This window comes from Neobacillus massiliamazoniensis (genome assembly GCF_001048695.1).
Classification (GTDB): domain Bacteria; phylum Bacillota; class Bacilli; order Bacillales; family Cytobacillaceae; genus Neobacillus; species Neobacillus massiliamazoniensis.
Map to the genome: position 1 here is coordinate 65849 of NZ_CVRB01000006.1, position 24130 is coordinate 89978.

General features: G+C 36.5%; 23 protein-coding genes and 1 pseudogene. 5 read left to right on the forward strand and 19 right to left on the reverse strand.

From position 1 onward, the window contains the following. The first annotated feature begins 26 nt into the window (after positions 1-26). Complete coding sequence (locus BN1082_RS24175) at positions 27-2054, forward strand: DUF2142 domain-containing protein (RefSeq protein WP_090639365.1); 2028 nt, start codon at positions 27-29, stop codon at positions 2052-2054. 333 nt (positions 2055-2387) lie between these two features. On the opposite strand, the gene BN1082_RS24180 is transcribed toward BN1082_RS24175, so the two are convergent. The 9 genes from BN1082_RS24180 to BN1082_RS24220 form a co-directional block, all read right to left on the reverse strand. Beyond that, positions 2388-3065, reverse strand: a complete 678-nt coding sequence (locus BN1082_RS24180) for an LbetaH domain-containing protein (RefSeq protein ID WP_090639367.1) — start codon at positions 3063-3065, stop codon at positions 2388-2390. Positions 3066-3219: 154 nt separating this feature from the next. After that, positions 3220-4311 carry a PrsW family glutamic-type intramembrane protease gene (locus BN1082_RS24185; protein ID WP_090639369.1) on the reverse strand — a complete coding sequence of 364 codons (1092 nt, stop codon included), beginning with the start codon at positions 4309-4311 and terminating at the stop codon, positions 3220-3222. A 161-nt stretch (positions 4312-4472) separates the two neighbouring features. Next, positions 4473-5111, reverse strand: a complete 639-nt coding sequence (locus BN1082_RS24190) for an HlyD family secretion protein (protein WP_090639371.1) — start codon at positions 5109-5111, stop codon at positions 4473-4475. A 72-nt stretch (positions 5112-5183) separates the two neighbouring features. After that, a complete protein-coding gene (locus BN1082_RS24195) occupies positions 5184-6767 on the reverse strand; it encodes a DHA2 family efflux MFS transporter permease subunit (RefSeq protein WP_090639375.1) in 1584 nt (527 codons plus the stop codon). Positions 6768-7261: 494 nt separating this feature from the next. Further along, complete coding sequence (gene lgt / locus BN1082_RS24200; protein WP_090639378.1) at positions 7262-8074, reverse strand: prolipoprotein diacylglyceryl transferase; 813 nt, start codon at positions 8072-8074, stop codon at positions 7262-7264. A 118-nt stretch (positions 8075-8192) separates the two neighbouring features. After that, complete coding sequence (locus BN1082_RS24205) at positions 8193-8756, reverse strand: peroxiredoxin family protein (protein ID WP_176699935.1); 564 nt, start codon at positions 8754-8756, stop codon at positions 8193-8195. 46 nt (positions 8757-8802) lie between these two features. Further along, on the reverse strand, positions 8803-9495 hold the full coding sequence (locus BN1082_RS24210; protein ID WP_090639383.1) for a response regulator transcription factor: 693 nt from the start codon (positions 9493-9495) through the stop codon (positions 8803-8805). A 33-nt stretch (positions 9496-9528) separates the two neighbouring features. Then, complete coding sequence (locus BN1082_RS24215; protein ID WP_090639385.1) at positions 9529-9927, reverse strand: OsmC family protein; 399 nt, start codon at positions 9925-9927, stop codon at positions 9529-9531. A 160-nt stretch (positions 9928-10087) separates the two neighbouring features. After that, positions 10088-11089: an NAD(P)H-dependent flavin oxidoreductase gene (locus tag BN1082_RS24220; protein WP_176699936.1), complete on the reverse strand. Its 1002-nt coding sequence runs from the start codon at positions 11087-11089 to the stop codon at positions 10088-10090. A gap of 349 nt (positions 11090-11438) precedes the next feature. On the opposite strand from BN1082_RS24220, the gene BN1082_RS24225 reads away from it, so the two are divergent. Next, positions 11439-12281 carry a YitT family protein gene (locus BN1082_RS24225; RefSeq protein ID WP_176699937.1) on the forward strand — a complete coding sequence of 281 codons (843 nt, stop codon included), beginning with the start codon at positions 11439-11441 and terminating at the stop codon, positions 12279-12281. A 181-nt stretch (positions 12282-12462) separates the two neighbouring features. Here BN1082_RS24225 and BN1082_RS24230 read toward each other — a convergent pair whose 3' ends face one another. Next, positions 12463-13248 (reverse strand): alpha/beta fold hydrolase, encoded by a 786-nt coding sequence (locus BN1082_RS24230; RefSeq protein WP_090639392.1) that lies wholly within the window; start codon positions 13246-13248, stop codon positions 12463-12465. On the opposite strand from BN1082_RS24230, the gene BN1082_RS27895 reads away from it, so the two are divergent. Next, positions 13195-13347, forward strand: a complete 153-nt coding sequence (locus BN1082_RS27895; RefSeq protein WP_176699930.1) for a hypothetical protein — start codon at positions 13195-13197, stop codon at positions 13345-13347. The genes BN1082_RS24230 and BN1082_RS27895 overlap by 54 nt on opposite strands. 184 nt (positions 13348-13531) lie before the next feature. On the opposite strand, the gene BN1082_RS24235 is transcribed toward BN1082_RS27895, so the two are convergent. Both BN1082_RS24235 and BN1082_RS24240 read right to left on the reverse strand, forming a co-directional pair. Then, positions 13532-14095, reverse strand: a complete 564-nt coding sequence (locus BN1082_RS24235) for an LXG domain-containing protein (RefSeq protein ID WP_090639395.1) — start codon at positions 14093-14095, stop codon at positions 13532-13534. After that, on the reverse strand, positions 14096-14518 hold the full coding sequence (locus BN1082_RS24240; protein ID WP_090639397.1) for a hypothetical protein: 423 nt from the start codon (positions 14516-14518) through the stop codon (positions 14096-14098). Between the two features lie 676 nt (positions 14519-15194). On the opposite strand from BN1082_RS24240, the gene BN1082_RS24245 reads away from it, so the two are divergent. Next, positions 15195-15899 carry an alpha/beta hydrolase gene (locus tag BN1082_RS24245; protein WP_090639399.1) on the forward strand — a complete coding sequence of 235 codons (705 nt, stop codon included), beginning with the start codon at positions 15195-15197 and terminating at the stop codon, positions 15897-15899. A 133-nt stretch (positions 15900-16032) separates the two neighbouring features. Here the strand turns inward: BN1082_RS24245 and BN1082_RS24250 are convergent, their stop codons facing one another. The 6 genes from BN1082_RS24250 to BN1082_RS24275 form a co-directional block, all read right to left on the reverse strand. Continuing rightward, entirely contained in the window at positions 16033-16914 is an 882-nt protein-coding gene (locus BN1082_RS24250) for a COX15/CtaA family protein (protein ID WP_090639400.1), read from the reverse strand. 14 nt (positions 16915-16928) lie between these two features. Then, positions 16929-17843, reverse strand: coding sequence for a heme o synthase (locus BN1082_RS24255; RefSeq protein ID WP_090639403.1), 915 nt, complete (start codon positions 17841-17843; stop codon positions 16929-16931). 143 nt (positions 17844-17986) lie between these two features. Beyond that, complete coding sequence (cyoD, locus tag BN1082_RS24260) at positions 17987-18292, reverse strand: cytochrome o ubiquinol oxidase subunit IV (protein ID WP_090639405.1); 306 nt, start codon at positions 18290-18292, stop codon at positions 17987-17989. 1 nt (position 18293) lies between these two features. Beyond that, complete coding sequence (cyoC, locus tag BN1082_RS24265) at positions 18294-18905, reverse strand: cytochrome o ubiquinol oxidase subunit III (RefSeq protein ID WP_090639406.1); 612 nt, start codon at positions 18903-18905, stop codon at positions 18294-18296. Between the two features lie 12 nt (positions 18906-18917). Then, a complete protein-coding gene (locus BN1082_RS24270; protein ID WP_090639409.1) occupies positions 18918-20903 on the reverse strand; it encodes a cbb3-type cytochrome c oxidase subunit I in 1986 nt (661 codons plus the stop codon). A gap of 24 nt (positions 20904-20927) precedes the next feature. Beyond that, positions 20928-21890 (reverse strand): ubiquinol oxidase subunit II, encoded by a 963-nt coding sequence (locus BN1082_RS24275; protein ID WP_090639411.1) that lies wholly within the window; start codon positions 21888-21890, stop codon positions 20928-20930. 703 nt (positions 21891-22593) lie between these two features. Here BN1082_RS24275 and BN1082_RS24285 point away from each other — a divergent pair. Continuing rightward, positions 22594-23290, forward strand: a pseudogene (locus tag BN1082_RS24285) (FAD-binding protein); the annotation flags it as partial. A 135-nt stretch (positions 23291-23425) separates the two neighbouring features. Here the strand turns inward: BN1082_RS24285 and narI are convergent. Further along, positions 23426-24121: a respiratory nitrate reductase subunit gamma gene (gene narI / locus BN1082_RS24290; RefSeq protein WP_090639818.1), complete on the reverse strand. Its 696-nt coding sequence runs from the start codon at positions 24119-24121 to the stop codon at positions 23426-23428. Positions 24122-24130 lie beyond the last annotated feature (9 nt).

Here is a 24130-nt window from a genome sequence, read left to right on the forward strand (position 1 = left end):
ATAAATAGTTAAAGGAGGTTTATTATTTGTTGGATCGCATCAAGAAAAATATTTATGCTGAACTAAAAAAATACTGGTTCGTCTGGACGATTGCGATTGTAGTTTTTTTTCTTTTTTGGCTAGTCATATATGAAAGCAATGGAATCTTTACTACCCCTAAAGAGTTGGAATATACAGCTGCAGGTCAGTATTATAGCGATGAGACAATAGGTGAAATTACTGATAATACAACCGTTACGCAAACATTCGTTTCAGAAAAAGATATATTTTCGCGAATTCAGATCCCTTTTCATATCGTTAACAACAATCTTCAAAGTAGACTCGACCTTGAGTTGAAAGATTTGGGTAGCGGGAAGGTAGTGTTCAAACAGACAATTAATCTGAGTGAACTTAAGGATGGGCAGCTTGCTAATTTTGATTTCCCAAAAATAAAAGGGGCAAAAGGGAAAAAATTCGAATTGACGATTAAGGGCAGCGGGATTAAAAAAGGAACATCGGTTACTGTTTGGAAAAGCACTGAGGACCATTATAAACAAGGACAATTAACAATTAATGACCGTGCAGTTTCCGGTGACCTTCGTTTTGCCATATTGGATGTTGAAAGCAAAGCGCTTGTCAGTAAATCTGTCTATGCTCTTTTGGAAATGTTGTTCCTACTTCTATTTATTCTGTCTGTACTGGCACTGAGAAGATTTAAAAATGAAATGCATAAAGCATTCCTAGTCACTGCACTGCCAATTGGTTTAATATTAGCCATTGTTATTCCTCCTTTTGACCAATTAGATGAACTAGACCATTATTTACGATCCTTCGAGGTTTCAGAAGGGAAATTTGTCAATCAAGTAACTGATCATAGTCTTGGTAATTACATACCTGTCAGCCTTGTCGATACCGTGCATCAAGTTCAGTTTATTAACGGGAAGGGCTATCAATACGGCATTGTTAAAGAGGCCTTTAATAATAAACTAAACCCTTCGGAGAGAATCTTCATGCGGAATTATGCCTCTTCTTATCCACCTACTATTTATATCCCACAAGCTCTTGGGATGACTTTAGGGAGATATCTTTTTAATTCCCCAATGATGATGTTATATCTTGGGAGAATATTTAATTTTCTGGCATACGCAACGATCGTTTATTATGCTTTGAAGATCGTTCCTATTAAAAAGAATCTTTTTTATATCATGGCTCTTTTGCCAATGTCAATCAATCAAGCTTCGTCATTATCTGGCGATTCTACATTAATTTCTTCCGCATTGCTTTTTGTAGCATATGTTATGTATCTTGCTTATGGCAAAGTGGAACAGATTAAACTCAAACATGTGCTTACTGCTATAGGAATAGGTATTTTTGTTGGGGTTTCGAAAGTCGTTTATATACCGATGATGCTTCTCTTTTTAATTATTCCATTAAGGAAGTTCATAGACAGAAAGGATTTCGTAAAAAAATTCCTTTTCGTTTTGGCAGGTTTCACGATTCCATATCTTTTATGGAATTGGTTAAACCTCTCCAATTTATCAATTCCGGACGTCCGAATTCATTCTGGGGTATCTCCAAAAGGTCAAATAATGTTTATATTAACTCAGCCTTTCCATTATCTAAAAATCTTCATTGATTCAGTCATAAATCTAGGAGAATCCAAATTTTTGGGGATGCTTGGAAAACAAGGTACAATTTATCAATATCTTGCACCGGACATTGTTATTTACACTTATTTGTTTCTGATGATTCTTTTGGGTCTAATGAATGATGAAAGTGATCTACAGTTGTTTAAATGGAGAAGAATAGATAAGTTTATTATGGTGTTTATAATGCTTACTGTAGTAGTGCTTATTTACACTGCATTATATGTTGGCTATACTCCTATAGGCCATTCGATAATATTGGGTGTCCAGGGAAGATACTTTATTCCAGTTGCTATTTTCTTATTCCTAAGCATTTCTAATAATCATTTCATGATCAAAAATAAAGAGTTAAATTTCTTCGTATCCACCATCATCCATTGTTGTATGTATGTTTTCTTATATACCTACCTTATTCAAATAAACAAATAAAGAATAAAAAATACCGGAAAGCATGGTATCTGTTTCCCTATTTCTTTATTTTTTGGCTGTGTTAATCTTTCCTGTTGATTTGCGCTCAAGAAGCGAGCATCCGCGGGCGTTCCGGGGAGCATCCGCGGGCGCTTATGCGCCTGTGGGGTCTCCCCTGCCCCGTACTCCCGCAGGACGTTGAATCAGCATCTTTGAATCTACACCGCACGACGGAAATGCGATAGCATTTTCGAGAATCTCGCGCCTTCCGCTCCAATCAATATATTTTCAAAAATTAACATGGACCCTTAACACAGCCTATTTTTTCTCTTTCCTTCATTCGTTTCATATATCCTAGTTATAAGCAAATCCGCACGAACACCGATTTTTTCCAAATAGTAGGTGATAAGATGATGGGAATTCCTGATTGACTCGTTGAACTTCATGTGCAAATTCCTTATTATCCTTTGGTACAAGCGAAAGTGCATCCGCTTTTTCTTGAGAATCAATATTGGCTCCAGGTGGTACGAACCTATTCGGTGGAATTCGTACACCATTTGTTACTACTGCATTATTTGCAATAAATGTACCTCTGCCAACTATTGCGTTATAAACTATGGACTTAAATCCAACAAATACTTTGTCTCCAACATAACAAGGACCGTGGACAAGAGTACCCTGAGCAATTGTCACTTCATTTCCAATGAATATCGAATAATATTTTCTACCAACAGAAATTCTTTTATTTAATAAACCATGTAAAATTACTCCGTCCTGGAGATTTGTATTTGAGCCAATATAAAAAGGGGTTCCTTCATCTGCACGTATACTTACATTAGGTGCGACATAAACATTATTTTTAATGTAAACATCACCTATAACACTGGAAAACTGACTAACAATTGCTGTTTTATCAATTTTTGGAAAGCGTTGAACGGGATTAAATGAAGTTATAGGGTTGGGACTGATAAAAGGTTCATAAGAGTGACAGGAGTTATTTGAAGATGAATTTGATACTTTTTTTTCTCCCAAGTATTCACCCCCTTTACATACTAATGTTGTACATTATATTATGCAGAAAGATGGCGTGCGCAAGGGAAAATCGGTAAATTACACTATAATAAAATTAACAAAAAAAGAGTCCTAAATTCGGACTCAATCGCTTGCTCTCGATCTATTTTTTATACTATTCATATGATGGTCTTGGCTCTTGATAGTTGGTTAACTCCCACTTCTTTTCCGCGATTTCCTTTAATCCAAAACGGATTGTTCGGAATACGAAAATCCAGGATATAACCATCAAAATGAATTGTCCTAATGGTAAAGCTCCTACTAAGCGTGAGTCCCATAGGGCATGCATCAAAACGACAAAAATAAATGTACGGACGAATTTAGGTTTGAGCAACATATTGAACTCAAATTTTTTGTCCCCTTTTACCATGCAAATTGCCGCCCCTGTTAACGCAGCCCAAGCGATATGTCCGCCGGGAGCAAAAAAACTGCGCACCAGGATGGTGAACATAAGGGTTTGGAAGTTTCCGGAAAGGAGTGCCCTTAAAGCATAACCTGCGGTTTCAAAGGCCGCGAAACCGGATCCTACTGCAGCGCCCAACAAAAGTCCATTAAGGACATATTTGTATTTTTTGTGCCGTACGAAATAAATTACGGTTATAACTTTTGACAATTCCTCAACGATCCCAATCGTGATTGGATTTATGTTATTCCTCAGGATATCATAAAACACCAACGCCACTAACATTGAGAGAATCCCGCCGATTAATACTACATAAACGATTTTGTACATGGCGATATTCTGAGGGGCGTTCATTTCCCAAAAGAACATCAGCGTCGAAAATGGAACAGCAAATGATCCGACTATGATAAGACCTGGTATAAAATTAATATTACCGAATAAACTTACACCCAAGTAAAATCCCAAATATGCGATTAAAACAATGAGGAATACCCTTGCAAAGAGCCAAGGTTTTGGCCATGTATCCTTAACTTCCTCAATACTGGGCGTGGTAAGCGCTGTACCAACGATGAAAAGCCTTTCAGCCTCAAGATCACTATGTCTCCTGAAAACCCTCGAGAATATATTCCGAAATTTAGGTTCAACTGACCGATGGCTACTAGGTACCATGTCCACATATTGTGCAAACTCGTAAAAATGACTGTTTTGTTCCTGTTGGGAATTGTCATTGATAAATCTATTGCCACAGTTTAAGCAGTACTTTACACCTTCTGGATTTGAATAGGAACATTGCGGACAATTCATAAATCTTTCACCTCTTAATGTTGGGGAAATCTGTAAATAATATAAGGTAATAATTTTTTCTGATGAGACTCTTTATTAAGTTGCCCAAAAAAACGAAAAAGACACTAAATATTCTAGTGTCTTTTTTAATTCTTGAATGAATTTACCTAATTTATCAATCTTCATTTGTGAATGCGAACGGTTACGTTCATACCAGGCGCGAGTCCTTCTGGTATACCTTTCAATTCGATTGTAACCGGGATGACTTGTGTAACCTTTGTATAATTGGCATCCGTACTTGATGTAGGCATCAAAGATAATGTTGAGGCTGTAGCCAGCCCAATGAAACTTACTGTACCTGTTACAGTAGTTCCAGGTATTGCATCCACGTAAACGTCAACAGTATTGCCAACTTTAACATACCGGATCTGTGTTTCTGCAATGTTTGCAGACACGTATAGTTTGTTCATGTCGTAAGCATAAGCCAGGGGTGTACCTGGTCCTACATATTCGTTTGTCGCCGTATTGTTTTGAACGATGGTCCCGTTTTGCGGAATGGGAATATCAATAAGTTGAGTCCCATTTGATACTTGCCCAACAATATCTCCTGAATTGAATTTTGTGCTCGTTTGTCCTTTCCAGGATACAAGCTTACCTGCAGTCGGAGCTGAAATGACAATTTGCTGCCCAGTGACCTGGGCATCATCCGTCTTTATGTAAAGTAATGATTGGTTATAATAGTAATAACCTGCAAATCCTGCGATAACAACAATCAGAATGATTAAAACATTAAAGAATATCAACCGTTTAGATTCTTTCATAAAAAAGTCACTCCATTTGGTTTTTACACGAATGTATTAGTGTGATCTCCCTCAATATTTGTTAACTATTGTTTAATCTGTTACCGCTTCATGTGGCTTTTTAAGCTCCTCTACTTTCTCCTGTTTTTTCCCTTTTAAAAAAAAGACAAGAATAATCCCGAACATTGTTAAAAAAGCTGTTAACATAAATGCATCGTTCATCCCGGAGACAAATGATTTTTGTTGAATCTTTCCATTCATCATGGTTAGGGCAACCAGTTTAGATTGGGATATTGACATGCCGTGTGCCTGCATGAATTGTTGAATCTTCATCAAGTATTGACCTGACTGTGAGGTAGAAGTAACTTGCCACGACAAATGGGCAGCCTCAATTTTCGATTGCGTTGTCATATATGTCGTAAGGATTGTAGTCCCAAATGAAGACGCAACTTGCCGCATAGTGTTGTTCATCGCTGTACCTTGACTAGTTAATTCCAATGGAATAGCGTTCATACCTGCTGTCATGATTGGCATCATGGCAATAGACACTCCCGTATTACGCAAAATGTATAACCACTGGATGGTTGATGAACTTGTTTCCAATCCAAGATTAGTAAATCCTAGTGTGGCAATTGTAATAATTGTAAGTCCGATTATCCCTAATGGGCGTGCCCCAATTCGGTCGAATAATCGACCGCTGATTGGCATAAGGACTGCTGAGGCGAGAGCAGCTGGTGTCATAAAAAGTCCTGTGCGAATTGCTGAATATCCCCGAATATCTTGAAGATAGATCGGCAGAAAGAAAACACCGACAAACATCGAAATACTAATAACCGAAATAAGGATGAGACTCATATTAAACTGGTAGCTTTTGAACACCTGCAGATTTATCATCGGATTCTTCACTTTTAGTTCGACGATGACCAAAATGATTAAACACAATACTCCCACAGTAAGGAATGATTCAACCTCTGTTGAGGTCCACCCTTTGGAAGAGACTATGTTGAACCCGTATAATAGGCTTCCAAATCCGATGACCGTAAAGATAAAGCCCAATAAATCAAACTTACCTTTCGCTTCGTGAGGAAATTCGTGCATCATAAGCGCTCCAAGAATAACGGCTACAATTCCGATTGGGACATTGATATAGAAAATGAAACGCCAAGACCAATACTCCACCAAATATCCACTCAATGCAGGACCAAAGGCCGGTGCCGCCATCATGGCAATTCCGAAGAGTCCCATAACTGTACCCCGTCTTTCAGGTGGATATATACGGAAAAGCATCGCCATAGCAACTGGCTGCATCAAAGCTCCACCAAGAGCTTGAAGAATACGAAATATGATGATTGATTGAAGATTCCATGCAAGCCCACATAATGCCGATCCAATGGTGAATGTGGTTAAGGCATAAAGGAAAAGTTTTTTCGCTCCCAACTTGTCAGTTAACCACCCAGAAATTGGTATTAACATACCCAGAACGAGCATGTACGCTGTAACAACCCACTGAATTTGATCTGTACTTGCTCCCAGCGCAACCTCCATTTTGGGGATCGCCACATTGACTACACTTGTGTCCAAAATGGCCATAAACACTCCAAGAATAATGATTGTCATTTGCAAAGCAGGAGATTTCAACCGCTCATATTCATATGCTGAGTCCGCCGCTTGATTCATGTTTTACCACCTCCAACCATAAAATCATTTTTAGCAATAACTTTTTAGTTGCCAACTACCCTAGGAATTCTTTCCGAATTCAATTTGAACAACTCAGAAAAAAATAACTTTTCGGTAAACTAAGTTTTTACCAAGCCTCGATGTGCTTTTATTAGCTTTACCCAATTTAGAGCAAGTTTAGTTAAATAATAGTTGCTGACCTTGAATATTTTTTGTTGAAATTTTTCAAGAAAATTAAAAAATAATTTTCTGGGAAACCGCAGGATATTACTAATTTTGACGTTATATTACATTATTTTTCTTAATTTTGAAAATTTTCTATTTATTCTTAATCCTATACAGAGAATATTAAAGGAGACGGCTGTTATATTAGCCGTCTGCTCTCTAATGTCCAACTTGATTTGTTGTTACATTTTTATGGTTAATAGCTGTCGTTGAAGTAAGGAATTGAATGAATTTTGCTTACACTATTTTTTTGTAACGATAGTGACCACTTATTCAGCAGCAGAACTCAAAAGTGCATATCCTTTCTTTCTTCGATACCAAACAAAGATGGAACTAACAATCACAAATACAATAGATATCAATTGAGCAATTCGAATATGCGAAGTTAACATTAAACTATCCGTGCGAAGCCCTTCGACAAAAAATCTGCCAATTGAATACCATATTAGATATGTTAAAAAAATTTCGCCTCGTCTATAATCAAATTTTCTTAGTAAAATCAAAATGATAACACCAGTTAGATTCCAAATTGATTCATATAAAAATGTCGGCTGATAGTATACGCCATTAATATTCATTTGATTAATAATAAAGTTAGGTAAATGAAGAGATTCTAGAAAACTTTTAGACACCGGTCCACCATGAGCTTCCTGGTTCATAAAGTTTCCCCATCGCCCAATTGCTTGACCTAGCAACAAGCTTGGGGCTAAAATATCTGCAATTTTCCAGAACGATATTTTTCTTTTTTTACAAAACCAAACAGTGGTTAAAACTGCACCAATAATTCCACCATGTATCGCAATTCCACCCTGCCATATTGCAATAATTTCACTCGGATGACTTTTATAGTAACTCCATTCAAAAAGAACATAATATGTCCTTGCACAAATTAATGCTATAGGTAATGCTAAAATAATTAAATCAGAAATGGTTCCAGAAGGTATATTTCTCTTATTTCCTTCTTTATTCGCTAACCAAAGCCCCAAAATAACACCAAAACCGATAATAACTCCGTACCAATGAACTGCAATAGGACCTAAATGAAGTGCAATTGGATTAAGTGGATAGATAAGATCTAACATCCTTTACCCCTTTCTATAAAATAAATTAGGAAATTAGGTCTTCATTATAACAAATATAGTAAATTGTTTTGGTTAAAATTTAATTAAAATGTCCATTTCAAAATGTACTGTTTAACAATTAGTTCGTTTTAGATAGTAAAGTCTCAAGTGTTTTTGTATCGATAGGACCAACTAATTTTTGATCGATTCTCCCGGTAGGATCAATTATAAAGCTGGTTGGAATGGTAACATTTTGATATAAATTCGCAACCTCACCATTGCTATCTAATAAAACAGGAAAGGATAAGTGGTTGTTATGAATAAACTGTTGAATATTATTTTTATTTTTTTCAAGATTAGTTAAATTAACCGCCAATACTATTACATTTTTATCTTTGTTATTTTCATAAAACTTTTCAAAATAAGGCATTTCGGTTTTACATGGAGGACACCAAGTTGCCCAAAAATTTAATATTACTTTCTCACCTCTATAATCAGAAAGCTTTATCGTTCTTCCGTCTGTATTAGCTAACTGAAAATCTGGAGCCATGTTCCCCTTTTGGAGTCCAATTTTAGCAGCATCTTGCTCTATTGCCGAAATGCTCGGTTTTACTATCTTGCTTTCTTTATGGATGGCTATTTGTTGATTGGGTTTATGATGATAATACCCCCAAAATAGAAGCCCGAAAAATAGAATGAACAAAAAGATTTGTTTCCTCATTTATGACAAACACCTTTCAAAGTAACGGTTAAAATGCGATAAAACGATATCCTATTCCACGGACAGTTTCAATAATTTCATCATCACCAATATGAGCTTTGAACTTTTCTCTTAGTTTTAGAATATGAACATCAACTGTTCTCTCCGAAACTAATTTTTGGTCAGTAGGATATAATTCATCCAATATCTGCAGTCGTGATAATGTTTGATTTGGATGTCTCATCAAGAAATAGAGTAATTTAAATTCGTGGAGAGTTAATGCAATCACATTTCCTTGATATTTAACTTCCCCTTTTAAAGGCTTAAGAGTAATGCCTCTAAAAGTTATTTTGTTACAACGATGGATGGTTCTTCTTAAAACTGTTTCAACTCTTACTATTAGTTCACTCGAATTAAATGGCTTGGTTATATAGTCATCTGCACCAATCTTTAACCCTCTTATCTTATCTTCATCATTTGTTATTCTTGAAACAAAAACAATAGGGATCTCACTTTTCTGCTTTGTTCGAATCCAGCTGCAAAGTTCAAAACCGTTTAAGTCATTTAAATCGACCTCAATAATGACAAAACATGGGTCATACGTTAAAAAAATATCCTTTGCTTCAGTACCATTTATTGCTTCTAACACTTGAAAACCTGCGCCTTCGAGTTCTAGCTTAATATGAGTACGCATTTCCAAATCATTATCAACTACTAGAATCGATTTTCCTCGATTGTTCATCTTAACACCACTTTTGTTGATTAAGTCACTTTACTATTCTTGATTATGCGAAATTATTTCAAAAGACTCATTAATCTGGACACAGCCTTTAACTGTTTGAATCATTCCACAATTTTTAACTGTTACCTCAAGAGATTTCCTTATTTGTTCTTCCGAAATATTCACACCCTCTATAATGAAATGAATATCTATTTTTGTCACTTTATTTGATTCCTGTTCGTTTCTTACAACATTAGTTTTTATCCGAATGTTATTTACAGTAATTCTTTTCTTTTCTAACACTTTACTAAGTATTCCGCCGCTACATCCAACGATAGATGAAACCAATAATTCGACTGGCTTATATCCTTCGGAAGCTTCTTTTGATACAGATAAAAGACCGTATTTTGTTTTGAGATTTGTAACACCATTTTTTAATTCATATTCAAACATTTTAAACCCTCCCATAATTGTATAATTTCATAATGAAACTTAATTATTAAGTTTCTGTTAAGAAGAATAAAATAAAAAAAGGGCTCTAGCCCTTTTTAGAAAAAGAATATGAAATTAACAAGATCTATCTAATTAATCTTATATGGCAAATCCCAATATTTTAATGCAAAGGTAAAGCTATTGAATCCTGTTTTATTGCCGCAATATATTCTGCTGACAGATTGTCAATGATTTTTTGGACAGGTAGAATTTCTTTTACTTCATGGACTCTTGCACCCGCAAAAACAAGGCCATTTTCTACATCACCATTAACAGTTTTAAACAAAGAATCAAGTGTGCAAAACTTGTATGAACAATTTTTGAGACAATCTTGACAATTATTAATTTTGACTTTGTTTGGACCGGTGATAAGATCAGTAAAAGAATTGGCAATGGCTCTTCCTTGTAGACCGACAGACGTTTTGACTAAAAGAATATCTTCCTTTTTCGCATCGACATATTTTTGTTTAAAGGCCAAAGGAGCATCACACTCTACACTTGCGACAAACCTTGTTCCCATTTGTACCCCAGATGCTCCCATTTCAAGGGCTTTTGCTATATCTTCACCAGTCATAATCCCACCTGCAGCAATGACAGGTATGGAAACTGCTTCGACTACTTCTGGTAAAATATCAAACATAGGTCTATCTGTTCCAAGATGTCCGCCTGCTTCAAATCCTTCAACTACAACGGCAGCTGCTCCGAGTTTTTGAGAAATTTTAGCTAATTTCGCAGAAGAAACGATGGAAATTACCGGTATACCCGCTTGTCTTCCCCATGAGTACATATCTCTTGAAATCCCTGCCCCAGAAATAATGAAATCTACTTTTTCATCTAGAGCGGCTTTCATTTTTTCAGCAAAATCATTCATAGCAAATAACACATTGACGCCAATGTATCCAGAATCTTTGATAGCGCTTTTAGCTTGTCTAATATGACTGCGCATTTCATCAACAGATATTCCTGTACCAGATATAATGCCAATTCCCCCTGCATTTGCTACTGCTGAAGCAAGTTTGCTTAGTGATATTCCAACACCCATTCCTCCCTGCATAATGGGAACTTTTGGTGTTATATGTCCGATTTTTAATTGGGGAAAATTCACAGTAATTCCTCTTTTCAAGTGTTTATTTTATAATCTTTTCGAAGTTTACCACGATATGTTTTTGTCGAATAGTGACGTTTGTCATTTTATCGTAAATTTAGTAAAATATTACTTTTACACTATTAACACTTGTGTAATAGAGAAAAATACTTGTATTTCAATTCTTGAGAGTGTTTAAGTATATGAAAAACCCCAAAATCAAATAAATGGGGTAGTCCTTATATAGAGCAAAATACAACAGTGGAAAAAATTTAATTTTGGGATTGATTCGACCTATCAAATGGATTATCATATTTAAGGATTTAAAAGTATTACAATTGAAAAGGTTTTGATAATAAAGAAAAAAGAGGTAAAACAATTTATGGAGATGCCAGTAAAAAAATCTAGACCTATATCATTAGATATGCTTGTAATTGCAATCGGAACGTTTATTACCGCTTTCGCTTTTAATATGCTCATCATTCCTGCGAAATTGTTATCTGGCGGTCTGACAGGTATTTCACAGTTTATTAATCACTTCTTTCCTATTAATATTGGTATTTTCTATTTTATTTTAAATATACCTTTGATGATACTTGGATATCAGCATTTAGGTAAAAAGTTTAGTTTGTATACGATTTTTTCCATTAGTTTATTATCCTTATTTCTCTACATCATACCGATTAAACATATCTGGACGGATAATATTCTTTTGTGTGCTATCTTCGGAGGGATTATCAGCAGCATCGGTGGCGGAATCGTCCTACGGATGGGTGGATCGCAAGGTGGTTTGGATATCCTTTCCAGGGTGATTTCAAAATATAAAAATGTTTCAGTAGGAAAAGCGAGTCTTATTATTAACTTAGTTATTATTGTGATTTCGGGATTTATCTTCAGCAGTGAAGTCGCATTATATACGATTATTTCTATATTCGCTTCCATGAAAACCTATGATGTTATCTTAAACCATGTTAACAGAATATCGGTATTGGTTATTACGGAAAAAGGGCAAGAAGTAAGTGAAGTAATTAACGAAAAAATGCACCGCGGGACTACTTTTTGGAATGCCAATGGTGGCTATACACATAAAGACAAAACAGTTTTGTTCTGTGTCATTGTAGAAGGTGAATTTCCTCAATTCAAAAAGATTGTGGAAACCATCGATTCCGATGCTTTCGTAAGTGTCATTTCTACACAAAATGTTATCGGAAGGTTCAATCAAATTTGGTAATGCTTTATTTAAAAAGGAAAAGTTAACCTAAACCGTTCTCTCTTGAAGTACCCTGATACGAAAACACAAATATAAAAGCAGTGGATTTGAAACTGAAGTCAATCACACTGCTTTTAGCATTTTTTTGACCAAAATATAGGATGAAAATGTCACTTTAATGTAAAAGCACTAATACGGATTTTTATTTATTCCACTTTTCCTCGTGAGTAAAAATAAATTGCTTGATTAAATCGTTTATTTCAAAGGCAGCCTTTGTAGGAATTTGATGTTTGACTTGTTGAATCCCTTTCAATTCACTCTGGGGTAATTTATCATGCATCAATTTGGCATAGTGATGAAAGAGTTGATCTTTTTGTCCATATACTAATAAAACGGGATTTTTTATTTTTTCTAATTTATTTGTACAATTATACGACAAGCTATATCGATAATATTGTTCCATATTTTGAACTGCACCCTTGTGCTGTTCCTTTAGCATTCTCCAAAATGACGATCTAGTTTTTGAATTCGACCAAGATGTAGTAACAGCTAATACAGAAAGGGCTTTTATTTTGGCAAGGGACATGGCAAGGGCAATTTTATTTTTCAAATACCAATTATTTACTTCAGACATTCCACTTATCACGATTCCCCCCAATGCCCGATCAGGATAGGACAGTAAAAATTCAAGAGCAACGGATCCTCCAATAGAATAACCACAAATATATGTTTTTTGGATTTTTAGATGATCTAATAGTTGCTTCATATCCTCTGCGATTAAAGGATAAGTTACAGACTGTTTCGAAAAAGAACTTCTCCCATGACCTCGAATATCGAAGGTTATCACCTGAAATTTTTTTGACAATTCCTTTATTTGATACTCGAAATTAAAATGAGTAAGTACCGGAGGATGGATAAAAAGGATGGGTGTTCCTTGACCCTGAACCGTAAAAAAGAGTCTGCAATCGTTCACCATGAAGAAGGGCATATCCAGTTCACCTCAACCACTAGAGTTTCAAACATTGTGGTTATTATTCCCTATTTATTTGACTTATATAAAGAAAAAACCAAAAAACCGTACGTGTGATTGAATCACTGTACGGTCTTTTGGTTTCGGACTACGACTTAGAAAGACATTTCTTTTCTCAGCCTTTAATAATATTGAAACCTTCAACATATTTTTTCGAAGCATTGTATAAAAGAAAATCGTGTTTTTTTGCGATTCTCCTTGCTTGTTCATTAGAGCCATTCGTAATTTGCCTAAGGGCTTTTTAGAGTTCTTCTTCAACATGAGAAGATTGAGCAGTTTCACCATGCTCTATCAAATCAGTACTAGCTGCAACCTCGTTATTAGAGGATATTTCAACTAAGTCCTTATCCATTTGTGGTTCATTATTAGTAAAATCCTTCATCTCAGAAGAAAAGTATGTATCTGGATTTTCTAGTAGATGGGTAAATTGATTAAGCATGTCTGAAAACAATTTTTCCACTAATTGAATTTCATTTTCTAATTCTTCAATTTGTTCGCTAATTCGATGGCTTTTCTCGCTATAAATCTTTCGTATCTCATCCATTTCAATTGTTTTCTTCTCATCTAAGTAGTGAATGACATGATCAATTCGTTCATTCCCTAGTTTCCAAACCTCTAAATCGCCGATTTGAGCAGGAATTTCATTTGTACGATCTTCTATTTCTCTTTCTAGCTGTTTATTCTCAGATATTATCCTCTCTAGCTCACTTTCCAATTGGTTATTTTTTGATGAGAAATCAATTTTCATTTTTTTTAGTAATTTATTTACGTGAGCTTTTCGTAAACCAAATAGTTGTTGTTTCATCTACTTAATCAGCTCTTTCTTAAGTTCAGTTTTTTGGATATTTAAATACTGGAGGGCATTTTGAATTTGTTTTTGTGCCAATTCCTTTTGCTCCATTTTTTTTTCTAATTGTTCCTGTAGTTTACTTTCTCTCTCTTGCAATTCAACTTTCAACTCTAAAATCGATTTTGTGTGTTGAAAAAATTGATCCTTAAGTTTTAGAGTAAGTTCCTCACTCACTATATTTTTAAATGACTTCATTATAAATTCATCTAATTTGGCTTTTAACCTCTTATTTTTTTCTCTTTCAGCGGTAATTTCCTGCTCGAGTCGCTCTTGCTCCCTTTGATTCAGGTCCCGTAAAGATTGGATCTTATCCTCAACTTCCTTTGGATTATAACCAATGAGACCCCGTTTCTTATATATTTTTCTCTCTAAGATCAATATCCGCACCTCCAATCATTCTGCTTTTCTTAACGATTTTTAATGAGAGAGATGATGTCTTTAATTGGAACCATCCGTGCTCTGTTAATAGAAATGGAGTTTTATGTTCTAATTTTTATGACACATTGGATTCCAAATAGGCAGAGGCTGAAGAATGACTATGTGTGCCTTTGAAACCGCAGTATTTATAATATTTAAAAAACGATAAACTCATCCAGGCTTTGAATCAGACAATAGGTATCAAGCTGTATGAGTTTAAAACACGGATCATGGATCCGTTCTAAAATAAGTGAATTATAATTATTCCAAACAAGCTCAGATTTAAAGGTCAGTTGTGAGCATAACAGTTAATTTTTTCATTTTCATCACCCATTTTTTTATCACCAGCTATGGCATTTAGACAATTAGTGCTTTTAACCTTCATATACCTTATATCTAAGAAAGAATATTACTTTTATTACTTCTTCTTATCTATTAAACAACAAAACATGACAAGATTCTACTAGTATCTTAAAACAAATTGAGATATTGGTGGAGACTAATTGGTTCATTATATGGACAAATAGTTAAGGAAGTTTATTAGTGATCTAAATCACCTATGTATTATTAAGCCCTCATCAAGACAGACTATTAATAGCATCGATTTTTGCAATTATCTTTTCAGGAGGATTTTTTCATGAACGAGGAATTATGTATCATTATTCACGGATTCGCTGGAAACCCTTGGGAAGTAGAACCATTGGCATACGCTTTAGAAAAAAAGGGTTACGAAGTAATGACTCCTCTATTACCTGGACACAATTTGGATAAAGCGAAAATGGAGAAAATCACTTCCTTAAACTGGATAACAATGATTGAAAAAATCGTAAAACAGGCAATCGAGGAAAATAAAAAGATTCATATGATTGGATTTTCAATGGGAAGCATGATTGCTTCAATTATGGCATCCCGTTATGAAATCTCTACCCTTGTATTACTATCTCCACCGGTATATGTGCTTACTCCTTCTGTATTAAAAACAAGGCTTGGACGTTTTTTTCAACATAATGAAAAAAAACGTTCGGTATCTGTTCATCTATCCCCTAAAAATCAGCCCTTCATCCGCTCAATCCCTGTTTATAATCTTTTTCAATTTCAAAAAATTGTCCGACAAGCAAAAAGGATTTTCCGGCATATTTCGATCCCAATTTGTATCATTCATGGTCAAAAGGACGAAATTGTAGATCCAAGAAGTTCCCAATGGATTTTTCATACTGTTTCATCAATCGAAAAAGAAATGCATCATCTTCCCCGCTCCAAACATCACATTTGCCGTGATTGTGAAATAGACACTGTCGTCAAAATTGTTGAGAATTTTTTAAAGAGGCACCATGAAAGTTGATTTTTTAGGATTACGGAATATGGGCTTCTGATCAAGGTTTGCTTAAGTTAAAGGTATGTACTTTTATAAAGTAGTTTCCTAAAGACCTTTCAGTATAGAAGCTAATGATAAAAAAAAATCCTAAACTTAGCATTTAGGATTTTTTTATAGAACTTTGAACACATATGATACTTAATGCACCAACGAGCAAAGTTAAAATGGAAATATGCACAAGGACTGCACCTAAGCTTAAATGGGTATAAATTAATAGGGCACCACTAAATCCTTGTAAAAGAATCAAAAGAAAACTTAACAAACTTAAACGATAAATGTCTGGTCGCACATCTCGATTTTTTCTTGCCATACGAACTAGGAAGAAAACAATGATGACTAATGCAAGTGCAAAAGATCGATGGATAACATCAATCCAAAAGGCTTGGCCAACTTCTGCATAGTTTTCAGTTGGAAAAGGGAAACCACGGAAGGCTTCACCAGATCCTGTTTTAGCCACATACCCTCCAAAATAAACCGCCATATATAGAACTATAAAAGAAAACCAAGAAAAGAAAGTGAAGGATGGTGACATGTTACCACCATAATTAATCTTCTTTTCTTCATGATAGATGACATATGCCATATTCACTAATGCTGCAAAGGAAATGAGGGCAATGCCGAGATGAGCCGCCAAAAGTGCCGGAGAGAGCGAAATCATAACCGTCAAAGCACCTAGAGTCGATTCACCCAAAATACCCAAAACAGCAAAAACAACAAGCACTTTTATCGTTTTCGTTTTATAGCGGATCCAAGCGACGGCAGATACAATGAATAAGAGAATACTAGAAAGTCCTACTACCATTCGATGGGTGTATTCAATAACAGAGTGGTAGTCGGAAAAATCAGGGAAAATCTTTCCGTTACAAAGTGGATAACCGCTACCGCACCCCATTGCAGAATGGGTCATCGTATCAACAAAACCAATAATATTTACCAAAAAAATAGTGGCTGCTGCAATGATTGAAAGCCAAATATAACGCATAATTACACTTCCTTTTATATGATGCCAATTACCATAGAAGTAAATATTCCTAAAATATAAAATATGGAAAAAATAAACGTACGTTTTGCCCAAATGAACGTTCCATCAGGTTCTTTAAACATTTTCCATGTACAATAAAGTAGAAAACTGTTGAAAATGATGGCACCAAAAAGATAAAAAACATTAAAACTACCACTTATATAAAGAAAAAGAGAATTAATAAATAATAAAATCATATAGAAAAGACTTTGACTTTTTGTATAACGCGCTCCTTTAACCACAGGCATCATTGGAATTCCTGCTTTAGTATATTCGTCATTCTTAAATAAAGCAAGTGCCCATGTATGGGGAGGTGTCCATAGAAAAATAATCATAAACATCAACCACGCGGTTGTATTTAAACTTCCGGTTACAGAAGCCCAGCCAATTAAAATGGGAAACGCACCTGCTCCACCGCCAATGACGATATTTTGCGGAGTCCGCCGTTTTAACCACATAGTGTAAAAGACTGCATAATACAAATACCCTGTAGCATTTAAAATAGCTGTGAGGGGATTTACAAAAAGTAATGCAATCACGACAGAAAGAATTCCTAGCAAAATACCAAACCATAAAACTGACCGAGGATCGATTGAGCCTGCAGGAATGGGGCGTTTAGCCGTGCGCTCCATAATGACATCAATATCTCTATCATACCACATGTTAATCGCTGCTGAACCACCAGCAGAGAGGGATGCACTTAGCAGCATGGCAAAAGTAACCGTCAAAGAAGGAATTCCTCTTTGAGCAACAAATGCGGCACAAAGAGAAGTAAAGATGAGCATAACTAAGATTTTAGGCTTTGTTACTTCAATATATGAGTTAATGAGTTGTGGCCATCGAGTGATTCTAGAAGTTGATTCTTGTTGAATTTCATTATAAACAGACATTGATCCCACACTCCTTTTTTTCGTATTTAAGCGCCCAGCGAGTCTTGTACTTCGCTGGGCGTAATGCACTTTTCTATTGTCTAGTTGCAGCGGCTAAGGGATCGGGGTCAAAAGCCCCTGATCTCCTAGGCGCTTCCGTTTTTTTATTGAACTTGAGAATTAAACTCCATGATCCACATAGCACCAGCTACGATGGTGATAACGAAGATAATACCTACAATTAAAGCCATAACATTGTATTTTGGTCCTTCTCCATCGCGAATATGCATAAAGAAGAACAATTGAATAACAAATTGTAAAACAGCAGCAATTAAAATGCTGGCGATCAATGCGGTTTTTGCTAACATGTGTTCCAAAACAAGAACAAGTGGGATGATAGTCAAAACGATGGATAGAATAAATCCAATTAAATATGCTTTGATTGATCCAGTGTGTTCATGAGTTGTCATATTACATCACCCCCATTAAATAAACAACGGTAAAGATGAAAATCCAAACAGCATCTAAAAAGTGCCAGTAAAGACAAATCATTGAAATTTTGCGTTTCGTTACTGAAGTAATCCCTTTACGCGAAAGCTGTATAATCAACCCGGTCATCCAAAAGATACCGAATGTAACGTGGCATCCGTGTGCTCCAACTAGAGAGAAGAAGGAAGTAAGGAAAGCACTTTTTTGAAGTGTTGCACCTTCCGCAACCATGTGAGTAAATTCATTTATTTCAAGTCCAACAAATATCGCACCTAAAGCAGCAGTCACAATCAGCCAGTTAATTAGTGCTTTTTTCTTGCCTTTATGCATGGCTAAAACAGCCAATCCACTCGTAAAGGAACTAATTAATAATATAAATGTTTCGGTGATAAACCCAGGAACATCGAAATCCTTGGCAGAAAATCCGCCATTAGTATGAGTGTGTAAAACTGCATATGCCGCAAAAAAAGTGGCGAATAAAAGACAGTCGGTTACGAGAAAAATCCAAAAACCTAATATTTTTAATTCTTCTTGATCAACATGACCATGTTCATGATCATGGTTAGAAACATGAGAAGAAACGCTTTGTTGCATGTCCACAACCTCCTAATTAGCAGTTAGATGAACCGAAGAGTGATTCCTTAACCTTTTTTCTGTTTGTTCGACTTCTTCAACAGGAATGTAATAATCCGTGTCATATTGGAATGAACGAACAATTAATGTGATCACAACGCCTATCAAACCAGCAACACCCATCCAAATCCATTCAAACGTAAAGCCAAAACCAGCAATAAACCAGAAGATGGACATAATGAAAGGAATGCTGGTATTTTTCGGCATATGAATTGGTTCATACTTCGGAGCCGTTGGTTGGTAATCTCCATTTTGAATCGCTTGTTTCTGATACCAAAATGAATCAATACCGTTTACTTCTGGTAAAATCGCAAAGTTATAGAGTGGAGCAGGGGATGGAAGTGACCATTCTAGAGTACGGCCATCCCAAATATCACCTGTTACATCGCGCTCACCATGTTTAATGCTATAAAGAATTTGCCAAACCTGGAATACGAAAGCAATTCCCATTAAAAATGCCCCAACGGTTGAAATGATGTTGAGCGGCGCCCAGCCCATATCCCAACCCATTGTGTTGTTATACGTATAAATGCGTCGTGTCATTCCCATGAAACCAAGGGCATATTGAGGCATGAAGCAAACATAGAAGCCGATTTGCCATAACCAGAAAGCCCATTTTCCAAGCTTTTCATTTAACGAAAATCCAAAAATTTTCGGGAACCAATAATACATCCCTGCAATATAACCGAACACAACACCACCGATTAACGTTTGATGGAAGTGGGCGATTAGGAAGTAACTGTTGTGATATTGATAATCCGCAGGTGCTGCAGCGAGCATGACACCAGTTGCCCCACCGATAGCAAAGCATGGGATAAACGCAAACGTCCATAGCATCGGCTGAGTGAGTCTAATTCGCCCTCGATACATCGTAAACAGCCAGTTAAATATTTTTACACCAGTTGGTATAGCGATAATCATCGTACAAATGGCAAAGACAATATTGACGTCAGCGCCTGCCCCCATTGTAAAGAAGTGGTGAACCCAAGTGTAATAAGAAACAACACTGATGGCTATCATCGAGAACACCATTGAACTATAACCGAAGATGCGTTTTCTAGAGAATGTTGCGACAACCTCTGAGAATACCCCGAAAGCAGGTAAGACAACAATGTACACTTCAGGGTGACCCCACATCCAAATCAAGTTCACATACATCATAGGGTTCCCGCCGGCATCCATTGTAAAGAAGTGACCTCCCATCAAGCGGTCAATTGTTAACATAACTAAAGTAACAGCTAGAATAGGGAATGCTCCTAAAATAGCAATTGATGATGATAAGACTGACCATGAAAACAATGGCATATGTCTTAAGCGCATTGATGGTGTGCGCATTTTTAAAATGGTTACGACAAAGTTAATACCGGTCAATAAACTACCTATACCGGAAATTTGAATACCCCAAATCCAGAAGTTTTCACCAGGACCAGGGCTAAAAGCTTTTTCAGATAATGGCGGATAGGAAAGCCATCCTGCATCTGGTGATCCACCGATAACAAATGAAATATTAAAAAGCATTGCTCCGATGAAGAATAACCAAAAACTTACTGCATTTAACATCGGAAAGGCGACATCTCTTGCTCCGATTTGCAAAGGAACAACGATGTTAAATAAAGCAAACATAAATGGCATCGCCATAAATAGAATCATGATCGTTCCATGAGTAGTGAAAATTTCATTATAGTGTTCAGAAGGTAAAAAATGACTATTTGGAACGGCTAGCTGAATCCGCATTAATATTGCGTCTACTCCACCACGAAACAGCATGAGTAATGCTGCTAAAAGATACATAATACCAATTTTTTTATGATCTACAGTTGTAAGCCATTCTCTCCAAAGCCAACCCCATTTTTTAAAATAGGTGAGGGAAAAGACAATGGCGATACTTGCTAAAACAATAGACACATCAGCACCATAAATCATGGGATCGCCTGTGACAAAAAAGCCCGATGTATTCATGAAAATTTCCTCCTAATTTTTCACTTATTTCTGCATATTCATGCCAGACATATTCATGCCAGACATATCCTTGCCATGCATATCCATACCAGGCATGGACATACTATCTCCCATATGGTTCATGTGATGGCCATTTTTATCGATGATGGATTCAAACAGACCTTTTGGATAAGAAGAAAAGCTCATCTCATTTACATTGCTAGGTTTAGATAAACTATCATAGCCTGCTTTTGTTAAGGCAGGAGAGCTTTGCTTAAGACCTTCAGCCCATTTATCGTATTCTGCTTGAGGTACAGCTTTAACCTTGAAATTCATATGAGCGAAACCTTTTCCAGTAAAGTTGGCACCGGCACCAAAATATTCTCCCGGCTTATCGGCTTGGAGCCATAATCCCATCGCCATACCAGGCATTGTATATTCTTGTCCACCTAATTGCGGTACCCAGAAGGAATTCATTGGTGCGTCAGAGGTTAAGACAAACTGAATTGGTACACCTGCAGGAATTTCAGCATAATTGACGGTTGCAACTTGTTTATCTGGATATGTAAACAGCCATTTCCAATCTAGTGATGTTACTTGCACGACAACCGGCTTTACATTTGTTACAGGAGGTTTTGTTAAATTTAATGTTGTTATAGCGGTGTAATAACCAAGGATACCGACAATCACAACAGGAATTCCCCACCATATAACTTCCAACACTTTACTATCTGCCCATTCAGGCTGATAAGGAGCCTTGTTGCCGGGCTTATCTCGATAGCGAATTGCAATATAGACGAAGATTCCTAAAACCGGAATAATGACAATTGCACATAAAACTGCGGAAAAAATAATTAAATGTAGTTCTTCTTGGCCAACAGGTCCTTTTGGGTCGAGAACAATAAACTTGCTCTTATCGCACCCAGATAAAAGCACCATGCTCAATAAAGCTAAAAAAGGTAATTTAGCATATTGGTACCATTTTCTCAATGTAATTTCCCCTTTCATTTAATGTGATTATGTTGTAGGCACTATTAAAATAGTAAAAAGCTATATAAATATACCAAAAAACTACATGATTTAGAAACATTTTGTTCACAAAAATTTCATTTGTCACAAAATGTTCACTTTTGTATGTAAGTTTTTCCCTTTCATTAATAAAATTAGGAATCTTAAGAAACAACTATTCTTTTTTGAATATAAAAATATAGTGGAATAATCAAAAAAAAATGGTGTACCAAGTTAATTTACAGACTATTCGAGCTAATGTACCGTAAATTGCTTTCCTTCTACTTTTGGAGGTATTTCAAACATAAACCTCCCCCCTTTCTAAATCTTTGGCTGTGTTAAACTTGCCTGTTGATTTGCGCTCAAGAAGCGAGAATCCGCGGGCGTTCCAGGGAGCCTCCTTGGCGCTTAAGCGCCTGTGGGGTCTCTCCCCTAATCCCACAGGACATTGAATTACATCTTTGAATCCGCCCACGCACGAAGGAAATGCGATAGCATTTTCGAAGAGTCTCGCGCCTTCCGCTCTAATCAACATAGTTTCAAAAATCAACAATGACCTTTAACACAGCCACATCTTTTTCTTAATTTCTCCTAATAAGAGTGTGTTAGTTTAATCTAATTGAAGGAATAAACTTTATCGCTTATAATTAAGAAATAATTATCAAATAATTCAGAATTATCCGTATTAATAGGAGGGCAGGTTGATGAAGGTTATTGGGCAATTAAGTGGGCAGAGGCATATGTCCATTTTGCTGCAGATGAAAAACGGGATTGGTTATACAGGATGGGAGTACGCTTCTTTCCTGTAGTCGGTTGGGCAGAGCGCGGCTGATATCTCGCTGAGGGCCATGGAAATTCTGTGCCGCGATTCCACATTGTTTGGGGAACGGGTCCTGGTATTGTTAAACCATTTGAGGAGAGAGTTCGAAAGGCAATGGAACAAGGACTTGTTGATTATCGTCCGCGCCATCGTGTCAATGAATTACTAACGGAAAACGGCGCTGTTGTTGGAGCTCGTGGTGATGTACTCATCCAAAGTTCTGCCGCTCGTGGCGAGGCTACCTCACGCGAGATTGTCGGAGACTTTGAGTTTTACTCTCAAGCCGTGATGGTAACGAGCGGTGGAATCGACGCAAAATGATTTCCGGTGTGCCTGCACATGTTGATGGTCGCATGATAGCGATTACCGAAATTGCCGGCGGTCGCATTGTCAACCGTGACCGAATGGGCACTACACTGAAGGGATCCAAAACTGGAAACCCGTATGGCCTATGCATGGGATCCGTATCTTGCCTGGTCCCTCCTCCCTTTGGCTTGATGCCAAGGGAAATCGGTTTCCAACACCAAATTTTCCCGGCTTCGACACACTGGGTGCCCTTGAAGCCATTCAAAAAACTGGCTAAGATTACTCCTGGTTTATTTTAACTCAAAAAATCATTGAAAAAATTCTATAAAAAAATCCTAAATGCTAAATTTAGGATTTTTTTTTATTAACAGATGTTGAGTAAGGTATCAAATACATTATATTCCCGGCTTTACCTGCTATTTTTATTATACCCATTCCTTGAACGGTACTGCTGTGGTGCCCGTGACGGGTATCTTAATGGAAAACTAAACATATGAACAAGCTTTGTAAACGGAATGGCTGCAAATAAAATGAACGCCAGGATGACATGAACCTTGAAAAGTGTAGGAATCCCTAGCATTAATTCCGACTTTGGGTGAAAGGTAAATAAACTTCTAAACCACGGTCCAATGGTGACGCGATACTCATAGGCAACAACCGTTAGATCGTAAATAATCGTCAAATAGGTTCCCATTCCCGCCACAAGAAACAGCAAAACAATCGTAAAATAATCTGCGAATGTCGTATGTGCCCGTACTCTTTCAACGGATAGTTTGCGGATAAGCATAAAAATCAAGCCAAATACAACCATTAATCCAGCGACACCGCCGCCAGCAATCGCAAATAGATGATAAGTATGTTCATCTATCCCCATCGCATTATATACTTCAATAGGAATCAAAACTCCCATTACATGGCCGAAAAAAGCAAAGATGATTCCATAGTGAAACAATATCGATCCAATTCGCAGCCATTTTTTTTCAAAAATTTCTGTTGACGGGGCCGTCCAGCTTTTTCCCCTGAATACAAATTTATAAAATCCCGCTATAATCAGGATGGTTCCGCAAATATAGGGGAAAATCGTCCACCAAAACACAGCTTCCATCACCGACTG